21 protein-coding genes are annotated in these 21,655 nt (G+C 61.5%); 17 read left to right on the plus strand and 4 right to left on the minus strand.

From position 1 onward, the window contains the following. Nucleotides 1–180: 180 nt before the first annotated feature. From BLS61_RS13430 to BLS61_RS13440, 3 genes are all read left to right on the plus strand, one after another. Nucleotides 181–786, plus strand: a complete 606-nt coding sequence (locus BLS61_RS13430) for a CDP-alcohol phosphatidyltransferase family protein (RefSeq protein WP_090431603.1) — start codon at nt 181–183, stop codon at nt 784–786. Nucleotides 787–1,129: 343 nt separating this feature from the next. Beyond that, complete coding sequence (locus BLS61_RS13435; protein ID WP_090431605.1) at nt 1,130–1,753, plus strand: lysophospholipid acyltransferase family protein; 624 nt, start codon at nt 1,130–1,132, stop codon at nt 1,751–1,753. A gap of 1 nt (nt 1,754) precedes the next feature. After that, nucleotides 1,755–2,687: a phosphatidate cytidylyltransferase gene (locus BLS61_RS13440; protein WP_090431607.1), complete on the plus strand. Its 933-nt coding sequence runs from the start codon at nt 1,755–1,757 to the stop codon at nt 2,685–2,687. A gap of 394 nt (nt 2,688–3,081) precedes the next feature. Here the strand turns inward: BLS61_RS13440 and gyrB are convergent, their stop codons facing one another. The 4 genes from gyrB to dnaA are packed head-to-tail and all read right to left on the minus strand — an operon-like array spanning nt 3,082 to nt 9,242. Then, nucleotides 3,082–5,502: a DNA topoisomerase (ATP-hydrolyzing) subunit B gene (gene gyrB, locus BLS61_RS13445; protein WP_090431609.1), complete on the minus strand. Its 2,421-nt coding sequence runs from the start codon at nt 5,500–5,502 to the stop codon at nt 3,082–3,084. Between the two features lie 4 nt (nt 5,503–5,506). Further along, complete coding sequence (recF, locus tag BLS61_RS13450) at nt 5,507–6,610, minus strand: DNA replication/repair protein RecF (protein ID WP_090431611.1); 1,104 nt, start codon at nt 6,608–6,610, stop codon at nt 5,507–5,509. 7 nt (nt 6,611–6,617) lie between these two features. Continuing rightward, entirely contained in the window at nt 6,618–7,721 is a 1,104-nt protein-coding gene (dnaN, locus tag BLS61_RS13455) for a DNA polymerase III subunit beta (RefSeq protein ID WP_090431613.1), read from the minus strand. A 30-nt stretch (nt 7,722–7,751) separates the two neighbouring features. Beyond that, nucleotides 7,752–9,242, minus strand: a complete 1,491-nt coding sequence (gene dnaA / locus BLS61_RS13460) for a chromosomal replication initiator protein DnaA (RefSeq protein ID WP_090431615.1) — start codon at nt 9,240–9,242, stop codon at nt 7,752–7,754. A gap of 520 nt (nt 9,243–9,762) precedes the next feature. Here dnaA and rpmH point away from each other — a divergent pair. From rpmH to BLS61_RS13530, 14 genes are all read left to right on the plus strand, one after another. Next, a complete protein-coding gene (gene rpmH, locus BLS61_RS13465) occupies nt 9,763–9,897 on the plus strand; it encodes a 50S ribosomal protein L34 (protein ID WP_003246698.1) in 135 nt (44 codons plus the stop codon). 13 nt (nt 9,898–9,910) lie between these two features. Beyond that, nucleotides 9,911–10,315, plus strand: coding sequence for a ribonuclease P protein component (gene rnpA / locus BLS61_RS13470; RefSeq protein WP_167358726.1), 405 nt, complete (start codon nt 9,911–9,913; stop codon nt 10,313–10,315). After that, on the plus strand, nt 10,308–10,553 hold the full coding sequence (yidD, locus tag BLS61_RS13475; protein WP_090431618.1) for a membrane protein insertion efficiency factor YidD: 246 nt from the start codon (nt 10,308–10,310) through the stop codon (nt 10,551–10,553). The genes rnpA and yidD overlap by 8 nt, the downstream gene beginning before the upstream one ends. Nucleotides 10,554–10,555: 2 nt before the next feature. Beyond that, nucleotides 10,556–12,301 (plus strand): membrane protein insertase YidC, encoded by a 1,746-nt coding sequence (gene yidC, locus BLS61_RS13480; protein ID WP_090431620.1) that lies wholly within the window; start codon nt 10,556–10,558, stop codon nt 12,299–12,301. A 158-nt stretch (nt 12,302–12,459) separates the two neighbouring features. After that, nucleotides 12,460–13,827 (plus strand): tRNA uridine-5-carboxymethylaminomethyl(34) synthesis GTPase MnmE, encoded by a 1,368-nt coding sequence (mnmE, locus tag BLS61_RS13485; RefSeq protein WP_090431622.1) that lies wholly within the window; start codon nt 12,460–12,462, stop codon nt 13,825–13,827. 696 nt (nt 13,828–14,523) lie between these two features. Continuing rightward, nucleotides 14,524–16,416 carry a tRNA uridine-5-carboxymethylaminomethyl(34) synthesis enzyme MnmG gene (gene mnmG, locus BLS61_RS13490; protein WP_090431624.1) on the plus strand — a complete coding sequence of 631 codons (1,893 nt, stop codon included), beginning with the start codon at nt 14,524–14,526 and terminating at the stop codon, nt 16,414–16,416. After that, the gene (gene rsmG / locus BLS61_RS13495; RefSeq protein ID WP_167358733.1) at nt 16,413–17,060 is read left to right on the plus strand and encodes a 16S rRNA (guanine(527)-N(7))-methyltransferase RsmG; all 648 of its coding nucleotides are present in this window, start codon (nt 16,413–16,415) and stop codon (nt 17,058–17,060) included. The genes mnmG and rsmG overlap by 4 nt, the downstream gene beginning before the upstream one ends. Nucleotides 17,061–17,071: 11 nt before the next feature. Beyond that, the gene (locus BLS61_RS13500; protein ID WP_090431628.1) at nt 17,072–17,860 is read left to right on the plus strand and encodes a ParA family protein; all 789 of its coding nucleotides are present in this window, start codon (nt 17,072–17,074) and stop codon (nt 17,858–17,860) included. 11 nt (nt 17,861–17,871) lie between these two features. Then, complete coding sequence (locus BLS61_RS13505; RefSeq protein WP_090431630.1) at nt 17,872–18,741, plus strand: ParB/RepB/Spo0J family partition protein; 870 nt, start codon at nt 17,872–17,874, stop codon at nt 18,739–18,741. A gap of 274 nt (nt 18,742–19,015) precedes the next feature. Next, nucleotides 19,016–19,405, plus strand: coding sequence for a F0F1 ATP synthase subunit I (locus tag BLS61_RS13510; protein WP_090431632.1), 390 nt, complete (start codon nt 19,016–19,018; stop codon nt 19,403–19,405). A gap of 24 nt (nt 19,406–19,429) precedes the next feature. Next, nucleotides 19,430–20,248 carry a F0F1 ATP synthase subunit A gene (gene atpB / locus BLS61_RS13515; protein ID WP_090431634.1) on the plus strand — a complete coding sequence of 273 codons (819 nt, stop codon included), beginning with the start codon at nt 19,430–19,432 and terminating at the stop codon, nt 20,246–20,248. Between the two features lie 65 nt (nt 20,249–20,313). Then, the gene (atpE, locus tag BLS61_RS13520) at nt 20,314–20,541 is read left to right on the plus strand and encodes a F0F1 ATP synthase subunit C (RefSeq protein WP_003241387.1); all 228 of its coding nucleotides are present in this window, start codon (nt 20,314–20,316) and stop codon (nt 20,539–20,541) included. A gap of 85 nt (nt 20,542–20,626) precedes the next feature. Then, nucleotides 20,627–21,097 carry a F0F1 ATP synthase subunit B gene (locus BLS61_RS13525; RefSeq protein WP_090431636.1) on the plus strand — a complete coding sequence of 157 codons (471 nt, stop codon included), beginning with the start codon at nt 20,627–20,629 and terminating at the stop codon, nt 21,095–21,097. A 12-nt stretch (nt 21,098–21,109) separates the two neighbouring features. Continuing rightward, nucleotides 21,110–21,646, plus strand: coding sequence for a F0F1 ATP synthase subunit delta (locus tag BLS61_RS13530; protein WP_003241383.1), 537 nt, complete (start codon nt 21,110–21,112; stop codon nt 21,644–21,646). The last annotated feature ends 9 nt before the right edge of the window (nt 21,647–21,655 follow it).

Genomic DNA, 21,655 nt, shown 5'->3' on the forward strand with positions numbered 1-21,655 from the left:
TCAATATGCCATTATTCATCCTAGACGTCTGATTTCTCTGGGTAATCGACGACACTAGGAAAATCGCCCGACTGGGTATAAGTTGCACGGACGCAGGTGGTATCGCACTAGCCTCGAAAGGCGCACAACCGCGTGCGCCGCAATGGCTGAAGATTCGATCAAGAAAGGGATTTCGCTGCCATGCCTTCGATCTACCAGCTCAAACCGGCCTTCCAGAACCTGCTGCGCCCCGGCGTCGAACGTCTTTACGCGCGCGGCGTCACTGCCAACCAGGTGACCCTGGCCGCCGCAGCCATCTCCGTTCTGCTCGGCGTTCTGCTCGCAGTCTTCAGCCACATTACCTGGCTGTTTGCCCTGATACCCCTATGGATGCTGTTGCGCATGGCGCTCAACGCCGTCGATGGCATGCTCGCGCGCGAGTTCGGCCAGCAGTCGAAGCTCGGCGCCTACCTCAACGAGCTGTGCGACGTGATCGCCGACAGCGCCCTGTATCTGCCCTTCGCCCTGCTGCCCGGCGTCTCGCCGCTGCTGGTGGTGACCCTGGTGCTGCTGGCGGTGATCAGCGAATACGCCGGAGTGCTCGGCCCCATGGTCGGCGCCTCGCGGCGTTATGACGGGCCCATGGGCAAGAGCGACCGTGCCTTCTGCTTCGGCGTGCTGGGCGCCGGTGTCGCCACGGGCCTGCTGCCTGGCTTGTGGATCAACCTCCTGCTCGGCCTGGTCCTCGCCCTGCTGCTCTATACCCTCTACAACCGCGTTCGCCAGGGGCTGGCCGAAACAGCCTGAGCTCTGCAACGGAATAGGGAGATTCCATGCGCCTCGTACGGTTTCACGCCTTTGGCAGCCAGGACAGCCTCGAGCCGAGCCCGCCCCCCGTGCTTCACGGCCTTGCGCGATGGCTGGGTAGGGCCGCCGATCCGGCGGGCAGATTCGCTGCGCGGCGCGCGGTAACGGACGCCCGTCTGAGCGAGGCTGGCGACTGGCTCGACAGCCAGGCGTGGCAACATCCAACGGCAACGGCTGGCACGTCCCGGGCGAAGCTGCCGTGCGGCGCCGACGTGCGCTGTTCCTGCTGTAAATCACCATCGTTGTGCTCGGAATCCTCATCGTCCTCGCTCAAGGAGTCGCCATGCTCGCCGCATTGACCGCTTTCGCCATCACCTCGGCGGCTCGTCTGCTGACCGGTGCCCGAGCCCTTTGGCTCGGCAGTACCGCGCAGGCGACGCAACGTCTGTACTACGCCAACCACAGCAGCCATGGCGACTTCGTCCTGCTCTGGGCGTCGCTGCCGCCACAGCTGCGCAAGCGCACCCGGCCCGTGGCCGGTGCCGACTACTGGCAGAAGCCCGGGGTGCGCAGCTTCCTGATCAACAGGGTGTTCAACGGTGTGCTGGTCGACCGTGAACGCAAGGAGGCAGGCATCAATCCACTGCAGGCGATGCTCGATGCGCTGGATGGCGGCGATTCGCTGATCATCTTCCCCGAGGGCACACGCAACCTGAGCGACGAGCCACTGCTGCCATTCAAGAGCGGCCTCTATCACCTGGCCCACGCGCGACCGGAAGTCGAGCTGGTGCCGGTGTGGATCGCCAACCTCAACCGCGTGATGCCCAAGGGCAGGGCGCTGCCGCTGCCCCTGCTGTGCACCCTGAGCTTCGGCACGGCGCTGGAGCGCATCGAAGGGGAGGGCAAGGAAGCCTTCCTGGAACGTGCACGTAACGCCCTGCTGGCACTGGCACCCGAGGAGGCCTGAGATGGATCGCAATACTCTGCTGCTGTTCGCCGGTATCGGTGCCCTGCTTCTGCTGGCCAGCCTGGTCGGCTTCGTGCTCAAGCGACGCAGCGGCGATCAGCCCAATCCGGTGATCGACAACCTCAACGCGCGGATCAACGCCTGGTGGGTGATGGTGCTGGTGATCGGCATCGCCTTCCTGTTCGGCAACAACGGCGTGATCCTGCTGTTCTACTTCGTTTCCTTCTATGCCCTGCGCGAGTTCATGACCCTGGCACCGACACGCCGCAGCGACTATCCGGCGCTGGTGGCGGCCTTCTATTTCGCCCTGCCGATGCAGTACCTGCTGATCGCCCTGGACTGGTACGGCCTGTTCGCCATCTTCATCCCGGTCTACCTGTTCCTGTTGCTGCCGATTCTCGCTTCGCTGGGCGGCGATACCACGCGTTATCTGGAGCGTGCGGCCAAGGTACAGTGGGGGCTGATGATCGCCGTGTATTGCATCTCCTCGGTACCGGCGCTGCTGACCCTGGATATTCCCGGCTACGAAGGTCGCAACCTGCTGCTGATCGCCTGGCTGATCATCGTCGTACAGCTCTCCGACGTGCTGCAGTACGTATGCGGCAAGCTGTTCGGCAAGCACAAGATCGCACCCAGGCTGTCGCCGTCGAAGACGGTGGAAGGCTTCGTCGGCGGCGTCGCCCTGGCCACGCTGATCGGCGCCCTGCTGTGCTGGATCACGCCGTTCGCCTTCTGGCAGGCGGCGCTGTTCGCCCTGCTGGTATGCCTGCTTGGCTTTGCCGGTGGTCTGGTGATGTCGGCGATCAAACGCGACCGCGGGGTGAAGGACTGGGGCCACATGATCGAAGGCCACGGCGGTATGCTCGACCGCCTGGACTCCGTGTGTTTCGCCGCACCGGTGTTCTTCCATATGGTGCGCTACTGGTGGGCCTGACGTCAGGCGGAGAATTCGTAGGAGCGGCGCCCCGCCGCGAACAAGGGCGATACGCAATTGAACAGCTTCGCCCCGGGGCGGGGCTCCTGCGAAAGGCCGCTTTGGCAGCCTTATCTGATCGGCAATAGCCCGACGGCCCGCTTTTTCTGAGCCAACAAAAAACCCGCCGAGGCGGGTTTTTTAATGACCTTCCGACATCCTGTCGTTTGCCTTCCTGGCGCGGTCCGTCTTCCTTGACTCGGGATATCCATCTCCCGGTAGGTGTGCTCAGAGTAACCAAGCTTCGAAGAAGAGGGCAGAAGCCCTTTGCGCCTCGTCTTGTAAGCCTTTTGCCATAGGGCAGAAAAACAGAACCCCGGCACAGGCCGGGGTTCGCTTTTGTACCGCCAGTGAATCAGAAGTCCAGGTTCGACACCGCCAGGGCGTTGGACTCGATGAAGTCGCGGCGCGGCTCCACGGCGTCGCCCATCAGGGTGTTGAAGATCTGGTCCGCCGCGATGGCGTCTTCGATGGTCACCTTCAGCATGCGGCGCACTTCCGGGTCCATGGTGGTTTCCCACAGCTGATCCGGGTTCATCTCGCCAAGCCCCTTGTATCGCTGGATGCTGTGGCGCTTGGTGCTTTCGTTCATCAGCCACTCCAGCGCTTCCTTGAAGCTGCTGACCGGCTTTTTGCGCTCGCCACGCTGCACGTAGGCCCCTTCTTCCAGCAGGTTGTTCAGCTGGTCGCCAAGGGCAGTGACGGTCTTGTAGTCATTGCTGGCGAAGAAGTCGCGGTTGAAGGTGGTGTAGCTGGACAGACCATGCGCCTTGACCTCCACCTCAGGCAGCCAGATGTGACGCTCACGGTCCTCGCGCAAGCTGGCGGTGTAGGTCTGGCCGGACTTCTCCATCACCTTCAGACGTGCGCTGAAGCGCTCCAGCCAGGCCTGCATGCCGGCATGGTCAGCCAGTTGCTCGAGGCCGATACGCGGCAGGTAGACGAAATGCTCGGTGATGCCCTTGGGGTAGACGCGCGACAGGCGGTCCAGGGTCTTCATCACACCACGGTATTCGCCGACCAGCTTCTCCAGTGCGCCACCGGACAGACCAGGAGCGTTCTCGTTGACGTGCAGGCTGGCGTCTTCCAGAGCCGACTGGGTCATGTATTCGTCCATGGCCTCGTCGTCCTTGATGTACTGCTCCTGCTTGCCCTTCTTGACCTTGTACAGGGGCGGCTGGGCGATGTAGACGTAGCCACGCTCGATCAGCTCCGGCAGCTGACGGAAGAAGAAGGTCAGCAGCAGGGTACGGATGTGCGAACCGTCAACGTCAGCATCGGTCATGATGATGATGTTGTGGTAGCGCAGCTTGTCGATGTTGTACTCCTCGCGACCGATACCGCAGCCCAGTGCGGTGATCAGGGTGCCGACTTCGGCAGAGGAGAGCATCTTGTCGAAGCGTGCCTTCTCGACGTTGAGGATCTTGCCCTTGAGCGGCAGGATCGCCTGGGTCTTGCGGTTACGGCCCTGCTTGGCAGAACCGCCCGCGGAGTCACCCTCCACTATGTAGAGTTCGGACAGCGCCGGGTCTTTTTCCTGGCAGTCGGCCAGTTTGCCGGGCAGGCCGGCAATGTCCAGAGCGCCCTTGCGGCGGGTCATCTCACGCGCCTTGCGCGCTGCTTCACGGGCGCGGGCGGCATCGATCATCTTGCCGACCACAGCCTTGGCTTCGTTGGGGTTCTCCAGCAGGAAGTCCGCGAAGTATTTGCCCATCTCCTGCTCGACGGCGGTTTTCACTTCGCTGGAAACCAGCTTGTCCTTGGTCTGCGAGCTGAATTTCGGGTCCGGCACCTTGACCGAGATGATCGCGGTCAGGCCTTCGCGGGCGTCATCGCCGGTGGTGGCGACCTTGAACTTCTTCGCCAGGCCTTCCTGCTCGATGTAGTTGTTCAGGTGACGGGTGAGGGCAGAGCGGAAGCCTGCCAGGTGGGTACCGCCGTCACGCTGCGGGATGTTGTTGGTGAAGCAGAGAATGTTCTCGTTGAAGCTGTCGTTCCACTGCAGGGCCACTTCGACACCAACGCCATCTTCCTCGCGCTGGATGTTGAAGTGGAATACCTGGTTCACCACGTTCTTGTTGGTGTTGAGGTACTCGACGAAGGCCTTCAGACCACCCTCGTACTTGAACAGCTCTTCCTTGCCGGAACGCTCATCACGCAGCAGGATGCCCACGCCGGAGTTGAGGAACGACAGCTCGCGCAGGCGCTTGGCCAGAATGTCCCAGCTGAAATGGATGTTGCTGAAGGTCTCGGCGGATGCCTTGAAGTGAATCTCGGTGCCGGTGCCTTCGGTATCACCGACAGCAGCCAGCGGCGCTTGCGGCACGCCGTGGTGATAGACCTGCTCCCACACCTTGCCAGCGCGGCGAATGGTCAGGCGCAGCTCTTCGGACAGCGCGTTAACCACCGATACACCCACACCGTGCAGGCCGCCGGAAACCTTGTAGGTGTTGTCGTCGAACTTACCGCCGGCATGCAGCACGGTCATGATGACCTCGGCCGCGGAAACGCCTTCTTCCTTGTGGATGTCCACCGGAATGCCGCGACCGTTGTCGCGTACGCTGATCGATTCGTCAGGGTGGATAGTGATGACGATCTCGCTGCAATAGCCTGCCAGCGCTTCGTCGATCGAGTTATCGACCACCTCGAACACCATGTGGTGCAGACCACTGCCATCGTCCGTGTCACCGATGTACATCCCGGGACGTTTGCGTACGGCGTCCAGTCCTTTCAGCACCTTGATGCTGGAGGAGTCGTACGTTTGGTTCTCGCTCATGCCTTCACTCCCGATGGTCTTGGGTCTGGGTGATACGACCATGTTCCACGTGGAACATGGATACCGGCGTATCCATCTGCCAGCCTTCCCTCAACAATTCATTATCCACACAGGTGATGAACACCTGGCAGTGCAAATCTTCCAGCAACCGGCACAGTGCCTGACGATGCTGTTCATCCAGTTCCGACGGTAGGTCGTCCACCAGATAGATACATTGGCCACGCTTGGCTTCGTTGACCAGGTGACCCTGGGCGATGCGCAATGCGCACACCACCAGTTTTTGCTGTCCGCGCGACAGGATTTCCGCCGCGTTATGCCCCGCAAGCCGCAGACGCAAATCGGCGCGTTGCGGGCCAGCCTGGGTATGCCCGAGTTGTTGATCGCGAAACAGGGATGAGGCGAGTACTTCGCTCAGCTCACGATCCTTGTCCCACCCGCGGTAATAACTCAGGGTCAGGCCTTCCAACTGCAGCAACTCTGCAAGGGTACGTTCGAACACCGGCTTCAGCGCCTGGATGTAGGCTCGTCGATAGGTATCGATTTCGTCACTTGCGCTGCACAACTCGCGGTCCCATGCGGCCTGCGAAGCACCGTCAAGTGTACCATGGCGCAGCCACGAGTTCCGCTGCCGCAGGGCTTTCTGCAGACGCTGCCATGCACCGAGAAAGCGATGTTCCACGTGGAACACACCCCAGTCGAGGAACTGCCTGCGAATCTTCGGCGCACCTTCCAGCAAGCGAAAGCTGTCCGGGTTGATCAGCTGCAACGGCAGCAGATCGGCCAACTGAGCAGCACTGCGCGCGTTCTGTCCGTCGATACGAATCTGCAGTTCGCCCTGACGATCACGCGAAATACCGAGATTGCTGGAACCGCCCTCGGCAAGCTGTACCTGGCCGAAAACGGTACAGGCCGGCTGCTCGTAATGGATGACGGGTTGCAGGCGGGTGCTGCGGAAGGAGCGGGCGAGGCCGAGTAGATGAATTGCCTCGAGCACGCTGGTCTTGCCGCTGCCGTTGGCGCCGTGGAGGATGTTGATGCGGGGGGAGGGAGAGAGGGTCACCGGGTGCAGGTTGCGCACCGCGGTGACTGTGATACGGCTGAGGGACATTAAAGGCTTATAGCCTCATCGGCATGACGACGTAGGCCGAATCGTCGTTATCGGCTTCCTGCAACAGAGCACTGCTGTTGGAATCGGAGAGGATCAGGCGAACCTGTTCGGTGCCCATCACGCCCAGCACATCCAGCAGGTAGCTGACGTTGAAGCCGATCTCCAGACCGCCGCCGTTATAGTCGACCACGATCTCTTCCTCGGCCTCTTCCTGCTCCGGGTTGTTGGCCTGGATCTTCAGCAGACCGGCAGCCAGGGTCAGGCGAATACCGCGATATTTCTCGTTGGATAGAATCGCAGTACGGCTGAAGGCCTCGCGCAGGCCCTGACGATCGGCCAGCACCAGCTTGTCGCCGCCGCGCGGCAGCACGCGCTCGTAATCCGGGAATTTGCCATCCACCAGCTTGGAGGTGAAGGTGAACTCGCCGGTGTTGGCGCGAATGTGGTGTTGGCCCAGCACGATGGCGACTTCAGCATCCTGCTCGGTAAGCAGGCGAGCCAGCTCGAGAATACCCTTGCGCGGCACGATCACCTGATGCTTGCCGTCCTGCTGGATGGCCGCTTCCATGGAACACATCGCCAGGCGATGACCGTCGGTAGCGACAGCGCGCAGCATGCCGCTCTGCACTTCCAGCAGCATGCCGTTGAGGTAGTAGCGCACGTCCTGCTGAGCCATGGCGAAGCTGGTGCGCTCGATCAGGCGACGCAGCTTGGCTTGCGGCAGGTTGAAGGTCAGCGAACCCGGGCCTTCTTCCACGGTGGGGAAGTCGTTGGCAGGCAAAGTGGAGAGGGTGAAGCGACTGCGACCAGCCTTGACCAGCAGCTTCTGATCATCGACGCGGATGTCGATCAGCGCATCGGACGGCAGGCTCTTGCAGATATCCATCAGCTTGCGCGCCGGCACGGTGATCTCGCCCGGTTCGGCAGCATCTTCCAGTGCGACACGACCAACCAGCTCGACCTCGAGGTCAGTGCCGGTCAGCGACAGCTGCTGGCCTTCGACCACCAGCAGCACATTGGACAATACCGGCAGCGTCTGGCGTCGTTCCACGACACCGGCGACCAGTTGCAGAGGTTTCAACAGGGCTTCGCGTTGAATGGTGAAATGCATGGTCTAGTCCCTTGCCTCGTGGAGCTGCGATCAGGTTGTAAGCGTACGCAGCAGGTTCTTGTAGTCCTCGCGGATGTCCGCGTCGGATCCCCTAAGTTCAGCAATCTTACGGCAAGCGTGCAACACAGTGGTGTGATCACGACCGCCGAAGGCCACACCGATTTCCGGCAGGCTGTGATTGGTCAATTCCTTGGACAACGCCATGGCCACCTGGCGCGGCCGGGCAATCGAGCGCGACCGCCGCTTGGAAAGCAGATCGGTGATCTTGATCTTGTAGTACTCGGCCGTGGTGCGCTGAATGTTGTCGATGCTGACCAGCTTGTCCTGCAGGGCCAGCAGATCCTTGAGCGACTCGCGGATCAGCTCGATGGTGATATCGCGGCCCATGAAATGCGAGTGGGCGATGACCCGCTTCAGCGCACCTTCCAGCTCACGTACGTTGGAACGAATACGCTGGGCGATGAAGAAGGCCGCATCGTGCGGTAGATCGACCTTGGCTTGGTCGGCCTTCTTCATCAGGATCGCCACGCGCGTTTCCAGCTCCGGCGGTTCCACCGCCACGGTCAGGCCCCAGCCGAAGCGCGATTTCAGGCGCTCTTCCAGACCTTCGATTTCCTTCGGGTAGCGGTCGCTGGTGAGAATCACCTGCTGACCACCTTCGAGCAACGCGTTGAAGGTATGGAAGAACTCCTCCTGGGAGCGCTCCTTCTTGGCGAAGAACTGGATGTCGTCGATCAGCAGCGCATCCACCGAACGATAGAAGCGCTTGAATTCGTTGATGGCATTGAGCTGCAGCGCCTTGACCATGTCGGCGACGAAGCGCTCGGAGTGCAGGTACACCACCTTGGCGTTGGGATTCTTCGCCAGCAGATGGTTGCCAACGGCATGCATCAGGTGAGTCTTGCCCAGGCCCACACCGCCATAGAGGAACAGCGGGTTGTACCCATGCTTGGGGTTGTCAGCCACCTGCCAGGCCGCTGCACGCGCCAACTGGTTCGACTTGCCCTCGACGAAGTTGTCGAAGGTGAAGGTGCGATTGAGGTAGCTGGTGTGCTTGAGGCCGCCTTCGACCTGCACCGTGCGTTCGGTACGCGGCGCTACGGCAGGTGTCGGCGGTTGCGGTGCCGATCCGGCCATGGAGTCGAAGCTGGCCCGCGAGGGCTCTTCTTGCACAGGCGGCGGAGCCGGCTTGTTCACCGCGGCAGCCGCCTGAACCTGAGCGGCTCGCGCAGCAGCCGGCAGCGGCGCAGTAGGCGCTACACGAGCAGTGGCCGCACGCTTGCTGCCTATTAATAAGGAAAGCGCAGGGACCAGGCCGCCAGCACGCTCACCGAGTAGTTCGAGCAGACGGCTCAGGTACTTCTCGTTGACCCAGTCGAGCACGAAACGATTGGGTGCATACACGCGCAGCTCGTCGCCTTCGGCTTCGACCTGCAGAGGACGGATCCAGGTGTTGAATTGCTGGGCCGGCAACTCATCGCGCAGAAGCTCGACGCATTGCTGCCATAGTTCCACTGACACTGACTATCCCCTATCAGGCGACGATGCAAAAAACAGCTGCCATTGTAGCGGCCTGCGACCGAGTTATCCACACAACCGATGGTAGATGGCCAAGTAAAATCAAAGCCTTAGTTCCATTCATCAGACTTATCAGCGATCCCGGCAACCTTGTGGATAAGCGCCCGGCAAGCTTCTGCAAAAGCCTGTGGACGGACACACGCAAAACCCGGCTGTGGGTAAACCGGCGATTCATCCTCAGCTTGCAGACAGCCCGCTCACAACCAGAGCACGGCTTCTGGACAGGCTTGTCATTCTGGCCAGCGCCCAGCTCACGGGGCGGGCAGCAGGTTGTCCACAGCACAGGGCGGGACCAATCTACACAAACATGAAAAAAGAGCTTTAAACCCTTTTCCTTCTTTCTATTTCTATCTGGCGAATAAGGTTGGTTGGAAATTGACCTACCGCGCGGCTTTCTCTAGAATTGCCGGTCTCTTTAAACCAGGGTCATTCCGACCCTAGTCGATCACCCAGGTAACGCACCATGAAACGCACTTTCCAACCCAGCACCATCAAGCGCGCTCGTACCCACGGTTTCCGTGCCCGCATGGCCACCAAGAACGGCCGTGCCGTCCTGTCGCGTCGTCGCGCCAAGGGCCGCAAGCGTCTGACTGTCTAATTCATCCGGACAGGTGGTGAGTCGAGGCTTCGGCCGGGAAAAGCGACTGCTGACTCCCCGGCAATTCAAGGCAGTCTTCGACTCCCCAAGCGGCAAGGCTCCGGGCAAAAGTGTCCTGTTGCTGGCGCGCGATAACCAGCTTGATCATCCCCGCCTAGGTCTGGTGATCGGCAAGAAGAGCGTCAAGCTCGCCGTCGAGCGCAACCGCATCAAGCGTCAAATTCGCGAATCCTTTCGCCTCAATCAGGACAACCTGACAGGCTGGGACATCGTGGTGGTCGCCCGCAAGGGGTTAGGCGATCTGGAGAACGGCGAACTCTCTCAGCAGTTCGGCAAACTCTGGAAACGCCTGGCCCGGAGCCGGCCCAGTCGCGACGCAGATTTCTCCCCCGGGACAAGCGACAATCCCCATGCGTAAAGCGGCTCTTGCCTGTATCCAGGTTTATCGCTACGCCATCAGCCCACTGATGGCCAGCCACTGCCGTTTCTACCCCAGCTGCTCCTGCTATGCCTACGAAGCCATCGAGCAACATGGCTTCCTGCGTGGTGGCTGGCTGGCAGCCCGCCGTCTCGGTCGCTGCCATCCCTGGAATCCCGGCGGTTTCGATCCGGTTCCACCCGTAAAAACATCCCGTTCCCCTTCGATGGCCGAATAATCATGGATATCCAACGTTCGATCCTGATCGTCGCCCTGGCAGTCGTGTCCTACCTCATGGTCCTGCAATGGAACGAGGACTACGGCCAGGCTGCCCTGCCAGCCGAGGTTAGCACCTCGACCGCTGCGACGCCCGCCTTGCCCGATACGCCTGCAGCTACCGCCAGCACTGGCGGCGACGACATCCCCACTGCCGTGGCCGAGCCTACCGCAGCTGCCGTTGCCCCGACTGCAGCGGCCAGCGATGAGCTGATCCGCGTCAAGACCGATGTGCTCGACCTGGCCATCGACCCGCGCGGCGGCGATATCGTGCAACTGCGCCTGCCGCAGTATCCGCGTCGTCAGGACCGCCCGGATGTGCCGTTCCAGCTGTTTGACAACGGCAACGAGCGCACCTACCTGGCGCAAAGCGGCCTGATCGGCCAGAACGCGCCGGACAAGTCCAGCGGCCGGGCCCTGTGGTCCAGCGAGAAGCAGAGCTACGAAATGGCCGCAGGCCAGGACAGCCTGGTGGTCGATCTCACCTATAGCGAGAACGGCGTCAACTACATCAAGCGCTACAGCTTCAAGCGCGGCCTCAACCCGCAGTGCTCGGCGCGCGAGCAACAGCTGAAGAAACCTGGCTGCATCGATCCGTCCGCCTACCAGGTCGACGTGCGTTACCTGATCGACAACCAGAGCGATCAGGCCTGGAGCGGCAACCTGTTCGCCCAGCTCAAGCGTGACAACAGCGGCGACCCGTCCTCCACCACCGCGACCGGCACCGCCACCTACCTGGGCGCCGCGCTGTGGACCAGCGAAGAGCCGTACAAGAAGGTGTCGATGAAGGACATCGACAAGCAGTCCTTCAAGGAAACCGTGCAGGGTGGCTGGGTGGCCTGGCTGCAGCACTACTTCGTCACCGCCTGGGTGCCGAGCAAGGACAGCACCAACCTGGTGCAGACCCGCAAGGACAGCCAGGGCAACTACATCGTCGGCTTCACCGGCCCGTCCGTGCAGGTCGCTGCCGGCGCGCAGGGCGAAACCGGCGCGATCCTCTATGCCGGTCCCAAGCTGCAGGAACACCTGGGCACCCTGTCCCCTGGCCTGGAGCTGACCGTCGACTACGGTTTCCTGTGGTTCCTGGCGCAGCCGATCTTCTGGCTGCTGGAAGTGATCCATGGCCTGCTCGGCAACTGGGGCTGGTCGATCATCTTCCTGACCATCATCATCAAGCTGATCTTCTTCCCGCTGTCGGCGGCCAGCTACCGCTCGATGGCGCGCATGCGCGCCGTGTCGCCGAAACTGCAGGCGCTGAAGGAGCAGTACGGTGACGATCGCCAGAAGATGTCCCAGGCGATGATGGAGCTGTACAAGAAAGAGAAGATCAACCCGCTGGGCGGCTGCCTGCCGATCCTGGTGCAGATGCCGGTGTTCCTCGCCCTCTACTGGGTACTCCTGGAATCCGTGGAGATGCGTCAGGCGCCGTGGCTGCTGTGGATCACCGACCTGTCGATCAAGGATCCGTTCTTCATCCTGCCGATCATCATGGGCGCCACCATGTTCATCCAGCAGCAGCTCAACCCGACGCCGCCGGACCCCATGCAGGCCCGCGTGCTGAAGCTGATGCCGATCATCTTCACCTTCTTCTTCCTGTGGTTCCCGGCGGGTCTGGTGCTGTACTGGGTGGTCAACAACATCCTGTCCATCGGTCAGCAGTGGTACATTACGCGCAAGATCGAAGCCGCAGCGAAACCGGCCAAGGCCTGATTCGCCAAAGCTTCCAAGCAACACGCAAACGCCCCATGATTGGGGCGTTTTGCTATCCAAGCATTTGTCGTAGGAGCGAGCTCTGCTCGCGAATCGCTGTTATTCACAGCTATCCACCCTCGTTTCTACAGCCACCCGTACGCATCGAGTAAGTCGCCATGAACCACGCCCGAGACACCATCGCCGCCGTCGCCACTGCCCAGGGTCGTGGCGGCGTGGGTATAGTGCGTGTATCCGGACCGCTGGCCGGGCAGTTGGCTCAGGCCATCTGCCGACGTGAACTGAAACCGCGCTTCGCCCATCACGGACCGTTCTATGGTGAGAAAGAGCAGACCCTGGACGAAGGCCTGGCCATCTACTTCCCCGGCCCGAACTCCTTCACCGGTGAAGACGTGCTCGAGCTGCAGGGCCATGGCGGCCCGGTGGTGCTCGACCTGCTGCTGCGCCGCTGCCTGGAGCTGGGGGCGCGTCTGGCACGCCCGGGCGAGTTCAGCGAGCGCGCCTTCCTCAACGACAAGCTCGACCTGGCCCAGGCCGAAGCCATTGCCGACCTGATCGAGGCCAGCTCCGAACAGGCCGCGCGCAATGCGCTGCGATCACTGCAGGGCGAATTCTCCAGACGCGTGCACGCGCTGACCGAATCCCTGATCCAGCTGCGCATCTACGTAGAAGCCGCGATCGATTTTCCCGAGGAAGAGATCGACTTTCTCGCCGATGGCCATGTGCTGAGCCAGCTCGACGGCGTGCGCGCCGACTTATCCACAGTGCTGCGCGAAGCCGGCCAGGGTGCCCTGCTGCGCGACGGCATGACCGTCGTCATCGCCGGCCGGCCCAATGCCGGCAAATCCAGCCTGCTCAATGCATTGGCGGGGCGCGAAGCGGCCATCGTCACCGATATCGCCGGCACCACCCGCGATGTGCTGCGTGAACATATCCACATCGACGGCATGCCGCTGCACGTGGTCGACACCGCCGGCCTGCGCGACACCGACGACCAGGTCGAGCGCATCGGCGTGGAGCGCGCGCTCAAGGCCATTGGCGAGGCCGACCGCGTGCTGCTGGTGGTGGACTCCACCGCGCCGGAAGCGGCCAATCCCTTTGCCCTCTGGCCGGAGTTTCTGGAGCAGCGCCCGGACCCGGCGCGGGTCACCCTGATCCGCAACAAGGCCGATCTGTCCGGCGAAGCGGTGACACTGGAAACCAGTGCCGATGGCCATGTCACGCTGAGCCTGTCGGCCAAGTCCGCCGAGGGCCTGGAACTGCTGCGCGAACATCTGAAAGCCTGCATGGGTTATCAACAGACCGCCGAGAGCGGTTTCAGCGCTCGCCGCCGCCACCTCGAAGCGCTGCATCAGGCCGAGCAGTACCTCGAACACGGCCGCAACCAGCTCACCCTGATGGGCGCCGGCGAGCTGCTGGCCGAGGACCTGCGCATGGCCCAGCAGGCCCTGGGCGAGATCACCGGCGCCTTCAGCAGCGACGATCTGCTGGGGCGCATCTTCTCCAGCTTCTGCATCGGCAAGTGAGCCCCACCTCCGTAGCGCTTATGTAGGAGCGGATTTATCCGCGAAAGAGCGCACCGGTTCCACCACCAATCCTCCCCTCCTTGGCATAACCCTGATTTCATCCGGGTTATGAACAGCTGCCCGCCGTCTTGATTCTCGGCGGGGCGCCGCTCCTACACTCAACTGACCGGTTTTACGCGCCGGAAGAATCCCCAGAACGAGCTTGGTGGATCAGCAGTAGATGGGCTGCTGCACATTGCTGAGTTATTCAGGACAAAAATAAACCCTGTGGAAAACCTCCCTTGAACCCTGCCCATAAGCCTATGGCAAAGCTGGTCGTAACCACGCCTGTGGGTAACCAGCACTTCCATTCACAGTGGTTCAGCAGCTTTCTCAATGGAACCGAGCAGGAACGACACAGCTTTATCATTCTCTGTACAGCACATATGACAAGGCCTGTAGCATCTTATCCACAGAAAAGCCTGGCTCTATACATAAACATAAAGAACAAGCTTTATAAAAATTCTCTCTTTCTATTCTTTACAAGCCTGAGCGTATTTCACACGGCTAGAGGGCGATCAGGTAAGGAGGTCGGAGGGGCAAGCCAGGGCCAACCTATTGGCTATTTTTTGTGCAGAAGGCTTCATTCAGCAGGCTTAAGTCCCTATACTTGCCGCCTTTCTTTCAGACCCCTTCTCAACAGGCACGAGGTGCGTGGTGGATTTCCCTTCCCGTTTTGACGTGATCGTGATCGGCGGCGGTCATGCCGGTACCGAGGCAGCCCTGGCTGCAGCACGCATGGGCGTGAAGACCCTGCTGCTCACCCACAATGTCGAGACCCTCGGCCAGATGAGCTGCAACCCGGCCATCGGCGGTATCGGCAAGAGCCATCTGGTCAAGGAAATCGATGCCCTCGGCGGCGCCATGGCCACTGCCACCGACAAGGGTGGTATCCAGTTCCGCATTCTCAACAGCCGCAAAGGCCCGGCCGTTCGCGCTACTCGTGCGCAGGCTGATCGCGTGCTCTACAAAGCAGCTGTTCGCCAGATTCTGGAAAACCAGGCCAACCTGTGGATTTTTCAACAGGCGGCCGATGACCTGATTGTGGAAAACGCCCAGGTCAAGGGCGTCGTCACCCAGATGGGACTCAGGTTCCATGCGGATTCCGTGGTGTTGACCACAGGCACCTTCCTCGGCGGACTTATCCACATCGGTCTGCAGAACTTCTCCGGCGGCCGTGCTGGTGATCCGCCCTCAATCGCTCTGGCGCATCGCCTGCGTGAACTGCCCCTGCGCGTTGGCCGCCTGAAGACCGGCACACCGCCGCGTATCGACGGCCGCTCCGTGGACTTCTCGGTGATGAACGAGCAGCCAGGTGATACACCAACGCCGCTGATGTCATTCCTCGGCAAGCGTGAGCACCAGCCGCAGCAGATCAGTTGCTGGATCACCCACACCAACGCGCGTACCCACGAGATCATCGCCGCCAACCTCGATCGCTCGCCGATGTACTCCGGTGTGATCGAAGGCGTCGGCCCGCGCTACTGCCCGTCGATCGAAGACAAGATTCATCGCTTCGCCGACAAGGACAGCCACCAGGTATTCATCGAGCCCGAGGGGCTGACCACCCACGAGCTTTATCCCAACGGCATCTCCACCTCGCTGCCGTTCGACGTGCAGCTGCAGATCGTGCGCAGCATCCGCGGCATGGAGAACGCCCATATAGTGCGTCCCGGCTACGCCATCGAATACGACTACTTCGACCCGCGCGACCTCAAGTACAGCCTGGAGACCAAGGTCATCGGCGGCCTGTTCTTCGCCGGGCAGATCAATGGCACTACCGGCTACGAAGAAGCCGGCGCCCAGGGCCTGCTCGCCGGCTGCAATGCGGCATTGCGCGCGCAGGGCAGGGAAGCCTGGTGCCCGCGCCGCGACGAGGCCTACATCGGTGTTCTGGTCGACGACCTGATCACCCTGGGCACCCAGGAGCCCTACCGCATGTTCACCTCGCGCGCCGAATACCGCCTGATCCTGCGCGAGGACAACGCCGACCTGCGCCTGACCGAGAAGGGTCGCGAGCTGGGCCTGGTGGACGATACTCGCTGGGCCGCCTTCGAGGCCAAGCGTGAAGGCATCGTGCAGGAAGAGCAGCGCCTGAAGAGCACCTGGGTGCGTCCGGGCACGCCGCAGGGCGATGCCATCGCCGCACGCTTCGGCACGCCGCTGGCCCACGAATACAACCTGCTCAACCTGCTGGCTCGCCCGGAGATCGATTACGCGGCGCTGGCGGAAATCACCGAGGCCCCGGCTGTGGATAACCAGGTGGCCGAGCAGGTCGAGATCAAGACCAAGTACGCCGGCTACATCGACCGTCAGCAGGACGAGATCGCCAGGCTGCGGGCCAGTGAGGACACCAAGCTGCCGGAAGACCTGGACTACAGCGCCATTTCCGGCTTGTCCAAGGAAATCCAGTTCAAGCTCGGCAATACCCGCCCGGCCACGCTCGGCCAGGCCGGCCGTATCCCCGGGGTCACCCCGGCGGCGATTTCCCTGTTGCTGATTCACCTGAAGAAGCGCAGCGCCGGCCAGAAGCTGGAGCAGAGCGCCTGATGTCGGTCACTCAGCGTCACGCCGAAGAACTGCTGCAGGGCGCTCGCGAGCTGGGCATCGAGCTCAGCGCGCAGCAGCAGGAACAACTGCTCGCCTACCTGGGCCTGCTGATCAAGTGGAACAAGGCCTACAACCTCACCGCGGTGCGCGACCCCGACGAAATGGTCTCGCGCCATCTGCTCGACAGCCTGTCGGTGGTGCCGTTCGTGGCCGAGCGTGGGGATAACTGGCTGGACGTCGGCAGCGGCGGCGGCATGCCCGGTATTCCGCTGGCGATCATGTTTCCCGAGCGGCGTTTCACCCTGCTCGACTCCAACGGCAAGAAGACCCGTTTTCTGGTCCAGGTGAAGCTGGAGCTGAAACTCGCCAACCTCGAGGTTGTCCACAGCCGGGTCGAAGCGTATCGACCCGAGCAGCCGTTCGACGGCATCAGCTCGCGGGCCTTCAGCAGCCTGCAGGACTTCAGCGACTGGACCCGCCATCTGGGCAGTGCCGATACCCACTGGCTGGCGATGAAGGGCGTGCACCCGGACGACGAGCTGCAGGCGCTGCCGGCGGACTTCCGTCTCGATGCCACCCAGGTGCTGCGGGTTCCCGGTTGCCAAGGCCAGCGCCATCTGTTGATACTGCGTCGCTCGGTCTAAGGGGAAAGAAGATGGCCAAGGTATTCGCGATCGCCAACCAGAAAGGCGGCGTGGGCAAAACCACGACGTGCATCAACCTGGCCGCTTCACTGGTGGCGACCAAGCGTCGCGTGCTGCTGATCGACCTCGACCCGCAGGGCAACGCCACCATGGGCAGCGGCGTGGACAAGCACGGGCTGGAGCACTCGATCTACGACGTACTGATCGGCGAATGCGACCTGAGCCAGGCCATGCAGTTCTCCGAGCACGGCGGCTACCAGTTGCTGCCGGCCAACCGCGACCTGACCGCCGCCGAAGTCGCCCTGCTCGAGATGAAGATGAAGGAAAGCCGCCTGCGTTATGCCCTGGCGCCGATCCGCGAGAACTACGACTACATCCTCATCGACTGCCCGCCGTCGCTGAACATGCTGACCATCAACGCCCTGGTCGCCGCCGACGGCGTGATCATCCCCATGCAGTGCGAGTACTACGCACTCGAAGGGCTCTCCGATCTGGTCAACAGCATTCAGCGCATCGCCCAGTTGCTCAACCCCAAGCTGCAGATCGAAGGTCTGCTGCGCACCATGTACGACCCGCGCATCAGCCTGACCAACGACGTCACGGCTCAGCTCAAGGAACACTTTGGCGACAAGCTGTACGACGCCGTGATCCCGCGCAACGTGCGTCTGGCCGAGGCGCCGAGTTTCGGCATGCCGGCGCTGGTCTATGACAAACAATCCCGTGGGGCCATCGCCTACCTGGCCTTGGCCGGCGAGCTGGTGCGCCGTCAGCGTGCCGCCGCGAAAAACGCTACCGCTTAAGGAACAACCGCATGGCTGCGAAGAAACGAGGTCTGGGTCGAGGTCTGGACGCCCTGCTCGGTGGCAACACCGTCAGCGCACTGCAGGAAGAGGCCGCCCAGGTCGATACGCGCGAACTGCAATACGTGCCGCTGGAGCTGATCCAGCGCGGCAAGTACCAGCCGCGTCGTGACATGGACCAGACCGCCCTGGAGGAACTCGCCGCTTCGATCCGCGCCCAGGGTGTGATGCAGCCGATCGTGCTGCGCCCCATCGGCGGTGGCCGTTTCGAGATCGTCGCCGGTGAGCGGCGCTGGCGGGCCAGCCAGCTGGCCGGTCAGGACAGGATTCCGGCCATGGTCCGCGAGCTGCCCGATGAAGCCGCCATCGCCATGGCGCTGATCGAGAACATCCAGCGCGAGGACCTCAATCCGATCGAGGAAGCCTTGGCCCTGCAGCGCCTGCAGCAGGAGTTCGAGCTGACCCAGCAGCAGGTCGCCGATGCCGTCGGCAAGTCGCGCGTCACCATCACCAACCTGCTGCGCCTGATCGCCCTGCCCGAAGAGATCAAGACCCTGCTCGCCCATGGCGACCTGGAGATGGGTCATGCCCGTGCGCTGCTTGGTCTGCCGCTGGAACAGCAGGTGGAAGCGGCGCGACATGTTGTCGCACGCGGCCTGACCGTTCGTCAGACCGAGGCCCTGGTGCGCCAGTGGCTAAGTGCCAAACCGGCGCCGGTTAAGGCCAAGGCCGATCCGGACATCAGTCGCCTGGAACAGAAGCTCGCAGAGCGTCTGGGCTCGCCCGTGCAGATCAAGCATGGCAGCAAGGGAAAAGGGCAGTTGGTGATTCGCTACAGCTCCCTCGATGAACTGCAGGGTGTACTGGCGCACATTCGTTGAAACAATTCAGTCTGTAGTCCTATTCGCCTCCTACTACAGCACGGTTGATCGGGCGCTGGGAGGCCCATATACTCCCCGCGCAATTTTGTCGGCCACGGCAGACCGTTGAAAAACGTAAGCGAGGCAGCCAGTGCAAGGCAAAAACAGGCGAGGACGCGGAGTTTACAAGCTGTTAATGAGCAGTCCGAGCCTGTTTTTAACGCAGCAATGGCAACGCAGGTAGTTTTTCAACAGCCTGACAGGTCGAGATTCGGTGGCTTTTAGGGAGAGGTCGATGGGCATCCCGAGTAAGGCCCCGTTTCATCGTCAGCCAGGTTTTCCGATCCTGATTCTTCAGGCCATCGTGACGGCTGTGATCGCAGTGATTTTTGCCGTCAGTGGCGGATGGGTCGCGGCCTATTCGGCATTGCTGGGAGGGCTGATCGCCCTGCTGGCCAACGCGTATTTTGCATTCAAGGCCTTTCGTTACTTTGGCGCGCGTTCGGCCAAGGCCATCGTCCAGTCGATCTGGTCCGGGGCCATGGGTAAATGGATTATCACGGCAGTGCTGTTTGCACTGACGTTCGTAGGGGTTGAACCACTGGAACCGATGAAGCTGTTCATCGGTTATTTGCTTGCCCTTCTGGCAGCAGCCTGTGCCCCCCTGCTCATGAAAGTTTTCTGAAGCATTGGACCGTTTGAGGCGTTTATGGCTGATACCCCAGCAGAATATATCCAGCATCACCTGCAGAACCTGGTCTACGGCGCTCATCCGGACAAGGGCTGGATCATTGCCCAGACCCCGGAAGAAGTGAAAGCGATGGGCTTCTGGGCCGTCCATGTGGACACTCTGGGCTGGTCGCTGTTCATGGGCCTGATCTTCATCACCCTGTTCCGCATGGCTGCCAAGCGCGCCGTGACCGGTGTACCGACCGGTCTGCAAAACATGGCCGAGATGTGCATCGAGTTCGTCCAGGGCATCGTCAAGGACACCTTCCACGGCAAGAACCCGCTGGTTGCGCCGCTGGCCCTGACCATCTTCGTCTGGGTGTTTTTGATGAACAGCCTGAAGTGGATCCCGGTCGACTACATCCCTGGCCTGGCGCACGCCATGGGCCTGCCATACTTCAAGATCGTCCCCACCGCCGACCCCAACGGTACCTTCGGTATCTCCCTGGGCGTGTTCCTGCTGATCATCTTCTACAGCATCAAGGTCAAGGGCATCGGTGGCTTTACCAAGGAACTGTCGTTCACCCCGTTCAACCACTGGGCGCTGATTCCTTTCAACCTGTTCCTGGAAATCATCGGCCTGCTGACCAAGCCGCTGAGCCTGGCCCTGCGTCTGTTCGGCAACATGTATGCCGGTGAAGTGGTGTTTATCCTGATCGCGCTGCTGCCCTTCTACGTTCAGTGGGGTCTCAACGTGCCATGGGCTATCTTCCACATCCTGGTCATCCCGCTGCAGGCGTTCATTTTCATGGTGCTGACCGTGGTTTATCTGAGTGCTGCGCACGAAGATCACCACTGATCGACATCGAAAACCCGAAAACCCCTAACTCGTAACCTTAACCTCTAAAAACTCTGGAGCTAACTATGGAACTCGTCTACATCGCCGCTGCCATCATGATCGGTCTGGGTGCCCTGGGTACCGGTATCGGCTTCGCCCTGCTGGGCGGCAAGCTGCTGGAATCCACCGCTCGCCAGCCTGAGCTGGGCCCGCAGCTGCAAACCAAGACCTTCCTGATGGCCGGTCTGCTCGACGCCGTTCCGATGATCGGTGTTGGTATCGCGATGTACCTGATCTTCGTTGTCGCGGGTTAAGAGTTCCTGAGTTCGAGGCAGCATGCGTTGCTGCCTCTTCAGGCTTTTCTTCCCCGGAACACGAGATAGCACGAGGTAAATCGCTGTGAACATTAACCTGACCCTGTTCGGTCAAACGATTGCCTTCGCTATTTTCGTCTGGTTCTGCATGAAGTTCGTATGGCCGCCGCTGACGCAGGCCATGCAGGAACGCCAGAAGAAAATCGCAGAAGGTCTGGATGCTGCCGGGCGCGCCGAGCGTGATCTGCAGTTGGCCCAGGAACGCGCTGCCCAGATGCTTCGTGAAACCAAAGAGCAAGCTGCCGAAATTCTCGATCGGGCGAACAAGACCGCCAACGCGATCGTCGAGGAAGCCAAGGCCCAGGCCCGCTCCGAAGGTGAAAAGTTGATCGCAGGCGCCAAAGCCGAAATCGATCTGGAAGTGAACCGTGCCAAGGATCAACTGCGTGCACAGGTAGCAGCTCTGGCTGTCACCGGCGCCGAGCAGATCCTGCAGTCCTCCGTGGACGGCGCTGCGCACAACGATCTGGTCGCAAAACTGGCCTCTCAACTCTAAGCGAGGCTCGCGATGATCAATACCAACACGCTCGCTCGGCCCTACGCGAAAGCCGCGTTTGAGTTTGCCAGTGCTGCACAGCAGGCCGACGCCTGGCTGAACATGCTGTCGCTGTCCGCGGCTGCCGTTCAGACCTCGGCCGTGGCTCAGCAGTTGGTCAACCCGGCGTTGACCGATGAGCAGAAAGTCAATGTACTGGCGCAGATCTGTGCCGGGCACATCGACGCTTCGTTCAGCAACTTCCTGCGCTCGCTGGGTAGCAACGACCGACTGTCGCTGCTGCCGGTGGTACGCGAACAATTCGCCGTGCTGAAGGCTGAAGCCGAACGCGCCCTCGATGTCGAGGTCGAGTCGGCTTTCGAGCTCAATGCCGAACAATTGCAAACTCTGGCTGCCGCCCTTTCCAAGCGGCTCGATCGCACCGTCCAGCCCAAGCCCGTGGTCAATCCCGCCCTGATCGGCGGCGTTGTCATTCGTGCAGGTGACCTGGTCATCGACGGTTCGGTCCGCGGCAAGCTGAACAAGCTGGCCGAAGCGTTGAAATCCTGATTTGAGGGA

Source organism: Ectopseudomonas guguanensis, assembly GCF_900104265.1.
Lineage (GTDB): Bacteria > Pseudomonadota > Gammaproteobacteria > Pseudomonadales > Pseudomonadaceae > Aquipseudomonas > Aquipseudomonas guguanensis.

What these genes read in the sequence shown, in the direction of transcription:
- BLS61_RS13430 (WP_090431603.1), top strand. Translation starts at nt 181, where the DNA reads ATGCCTTCGATCTACCAGCTCAAACCGGCCTTCCAGAACCTGCTGCGC.
- BLS61_RS13435 (WP_090431605.1), top strand. Translation starts at nt 1,130, where the DNA reads ATGCTCGCCGCATTGACCGCTTTCGCCATCACCTCGGCGGCTCGTCTG.
- BLS61_RS13440 (WP_090431607.1), top strand. Translation starts at nt 1,755, where the DNA reads ATGGATCGCAATACTCTGCTGCTGTTCGCCGGTATCGGTGCCCTGCTT.
- gyrB (WP_090431609.1), bottom strand. Translation starts at nt 5,502, where the DNA reads ATGAGCGAGAACCAAACGTACGACTCCTCCAGCATCAAGGTGCTGAAA.
- recF (WP_090431611.1), bottom strand. Translation starts at nt 6,610, where the DNA reads ATGTCCCTCAGCCGTATCACAGTCACCGCGGTGCGCAACCTGCACCCG.
- dnaN (WP_090431613.1), bottom strand. Translation starts at nt 7,721, where the DNA reads ATGCATTTCACCATTCAACGCGAAGCCCTGTTGAAACCTCTGCAACTG.
- rpmH (WP_003246698.1), top strand. Translation starts at nt 9,763, where the DNA reads ATGAAACGCACTTTCCAACCCAGCACCATCAAGCGCGCTCGTACCCAC.
- yidD (WP_090431618.1), top strand. Translation starts at nt 10,308, where the DNA reads ATGCGTAAAGCGGCTCTTGCCTGTATCCAGGTTTATCGCTACGCCATC.
- yidC (WP_090431620.1), top strand. Translation starts at nt 10,556, where the DNA reads ATGGATATCCAACGTTCGATCCTGATCGTCGCCCTGGCAGTCGTGTCC.
- mnmE (WP_090431622.1), top strand. Translation starts at nt 12,460, where the DNA reads ATGAACCACGCCCGAGACACCATCGCCGCCGTCGCCACTGCCCAGGGT.
- BLS61_RS13500 (WP_090431628.1), top strand. Translation starts at nt 17,072, where the DNA reads ATGGCCAAGGTATTCGCGATCGCCAACCAGAAAGGCGGCGTGGGCAAA.
- BLS61_RS13505 (WP_090431630.1), top strand. Translation starts at nt 17,872, where the DNA reads ATGGCTGCGAAGAAACGAGGTCTGGGTCGAGGTCTGGACGCCCTGCTC.
- BLS61_RS13510 (WP_090431632.1), top strand. Translation starts at nt 19,016, where the DNA reads ATGGGCATCCCGAGTAAGGCCCCGTTTCATCGTCAGCCAGGTTTTCCG.
- atpB (WP_090431634.1), top strand. Translation starts at nt 19,430, where the DNA reads ATGGCTGATACCCCAGCAGAATATATCCAGCATCACCTGCAGAACCTG.
- atpE (WP_003241387.1), top strand. Translation starts at nt 20,314, where the DNA reads ATGGAACTCGTCTACATCGCCGCTGCCATCATGATCGGTCTGGGTGCC.
- BLS61_RS13530 (WP_003241383.1), top strand. Translation starts at nt 21,110, where the DNA reads ATGATCAATACCAACACGCTCGCTCGGCCCTACGCGAAAGCCGCGTTT.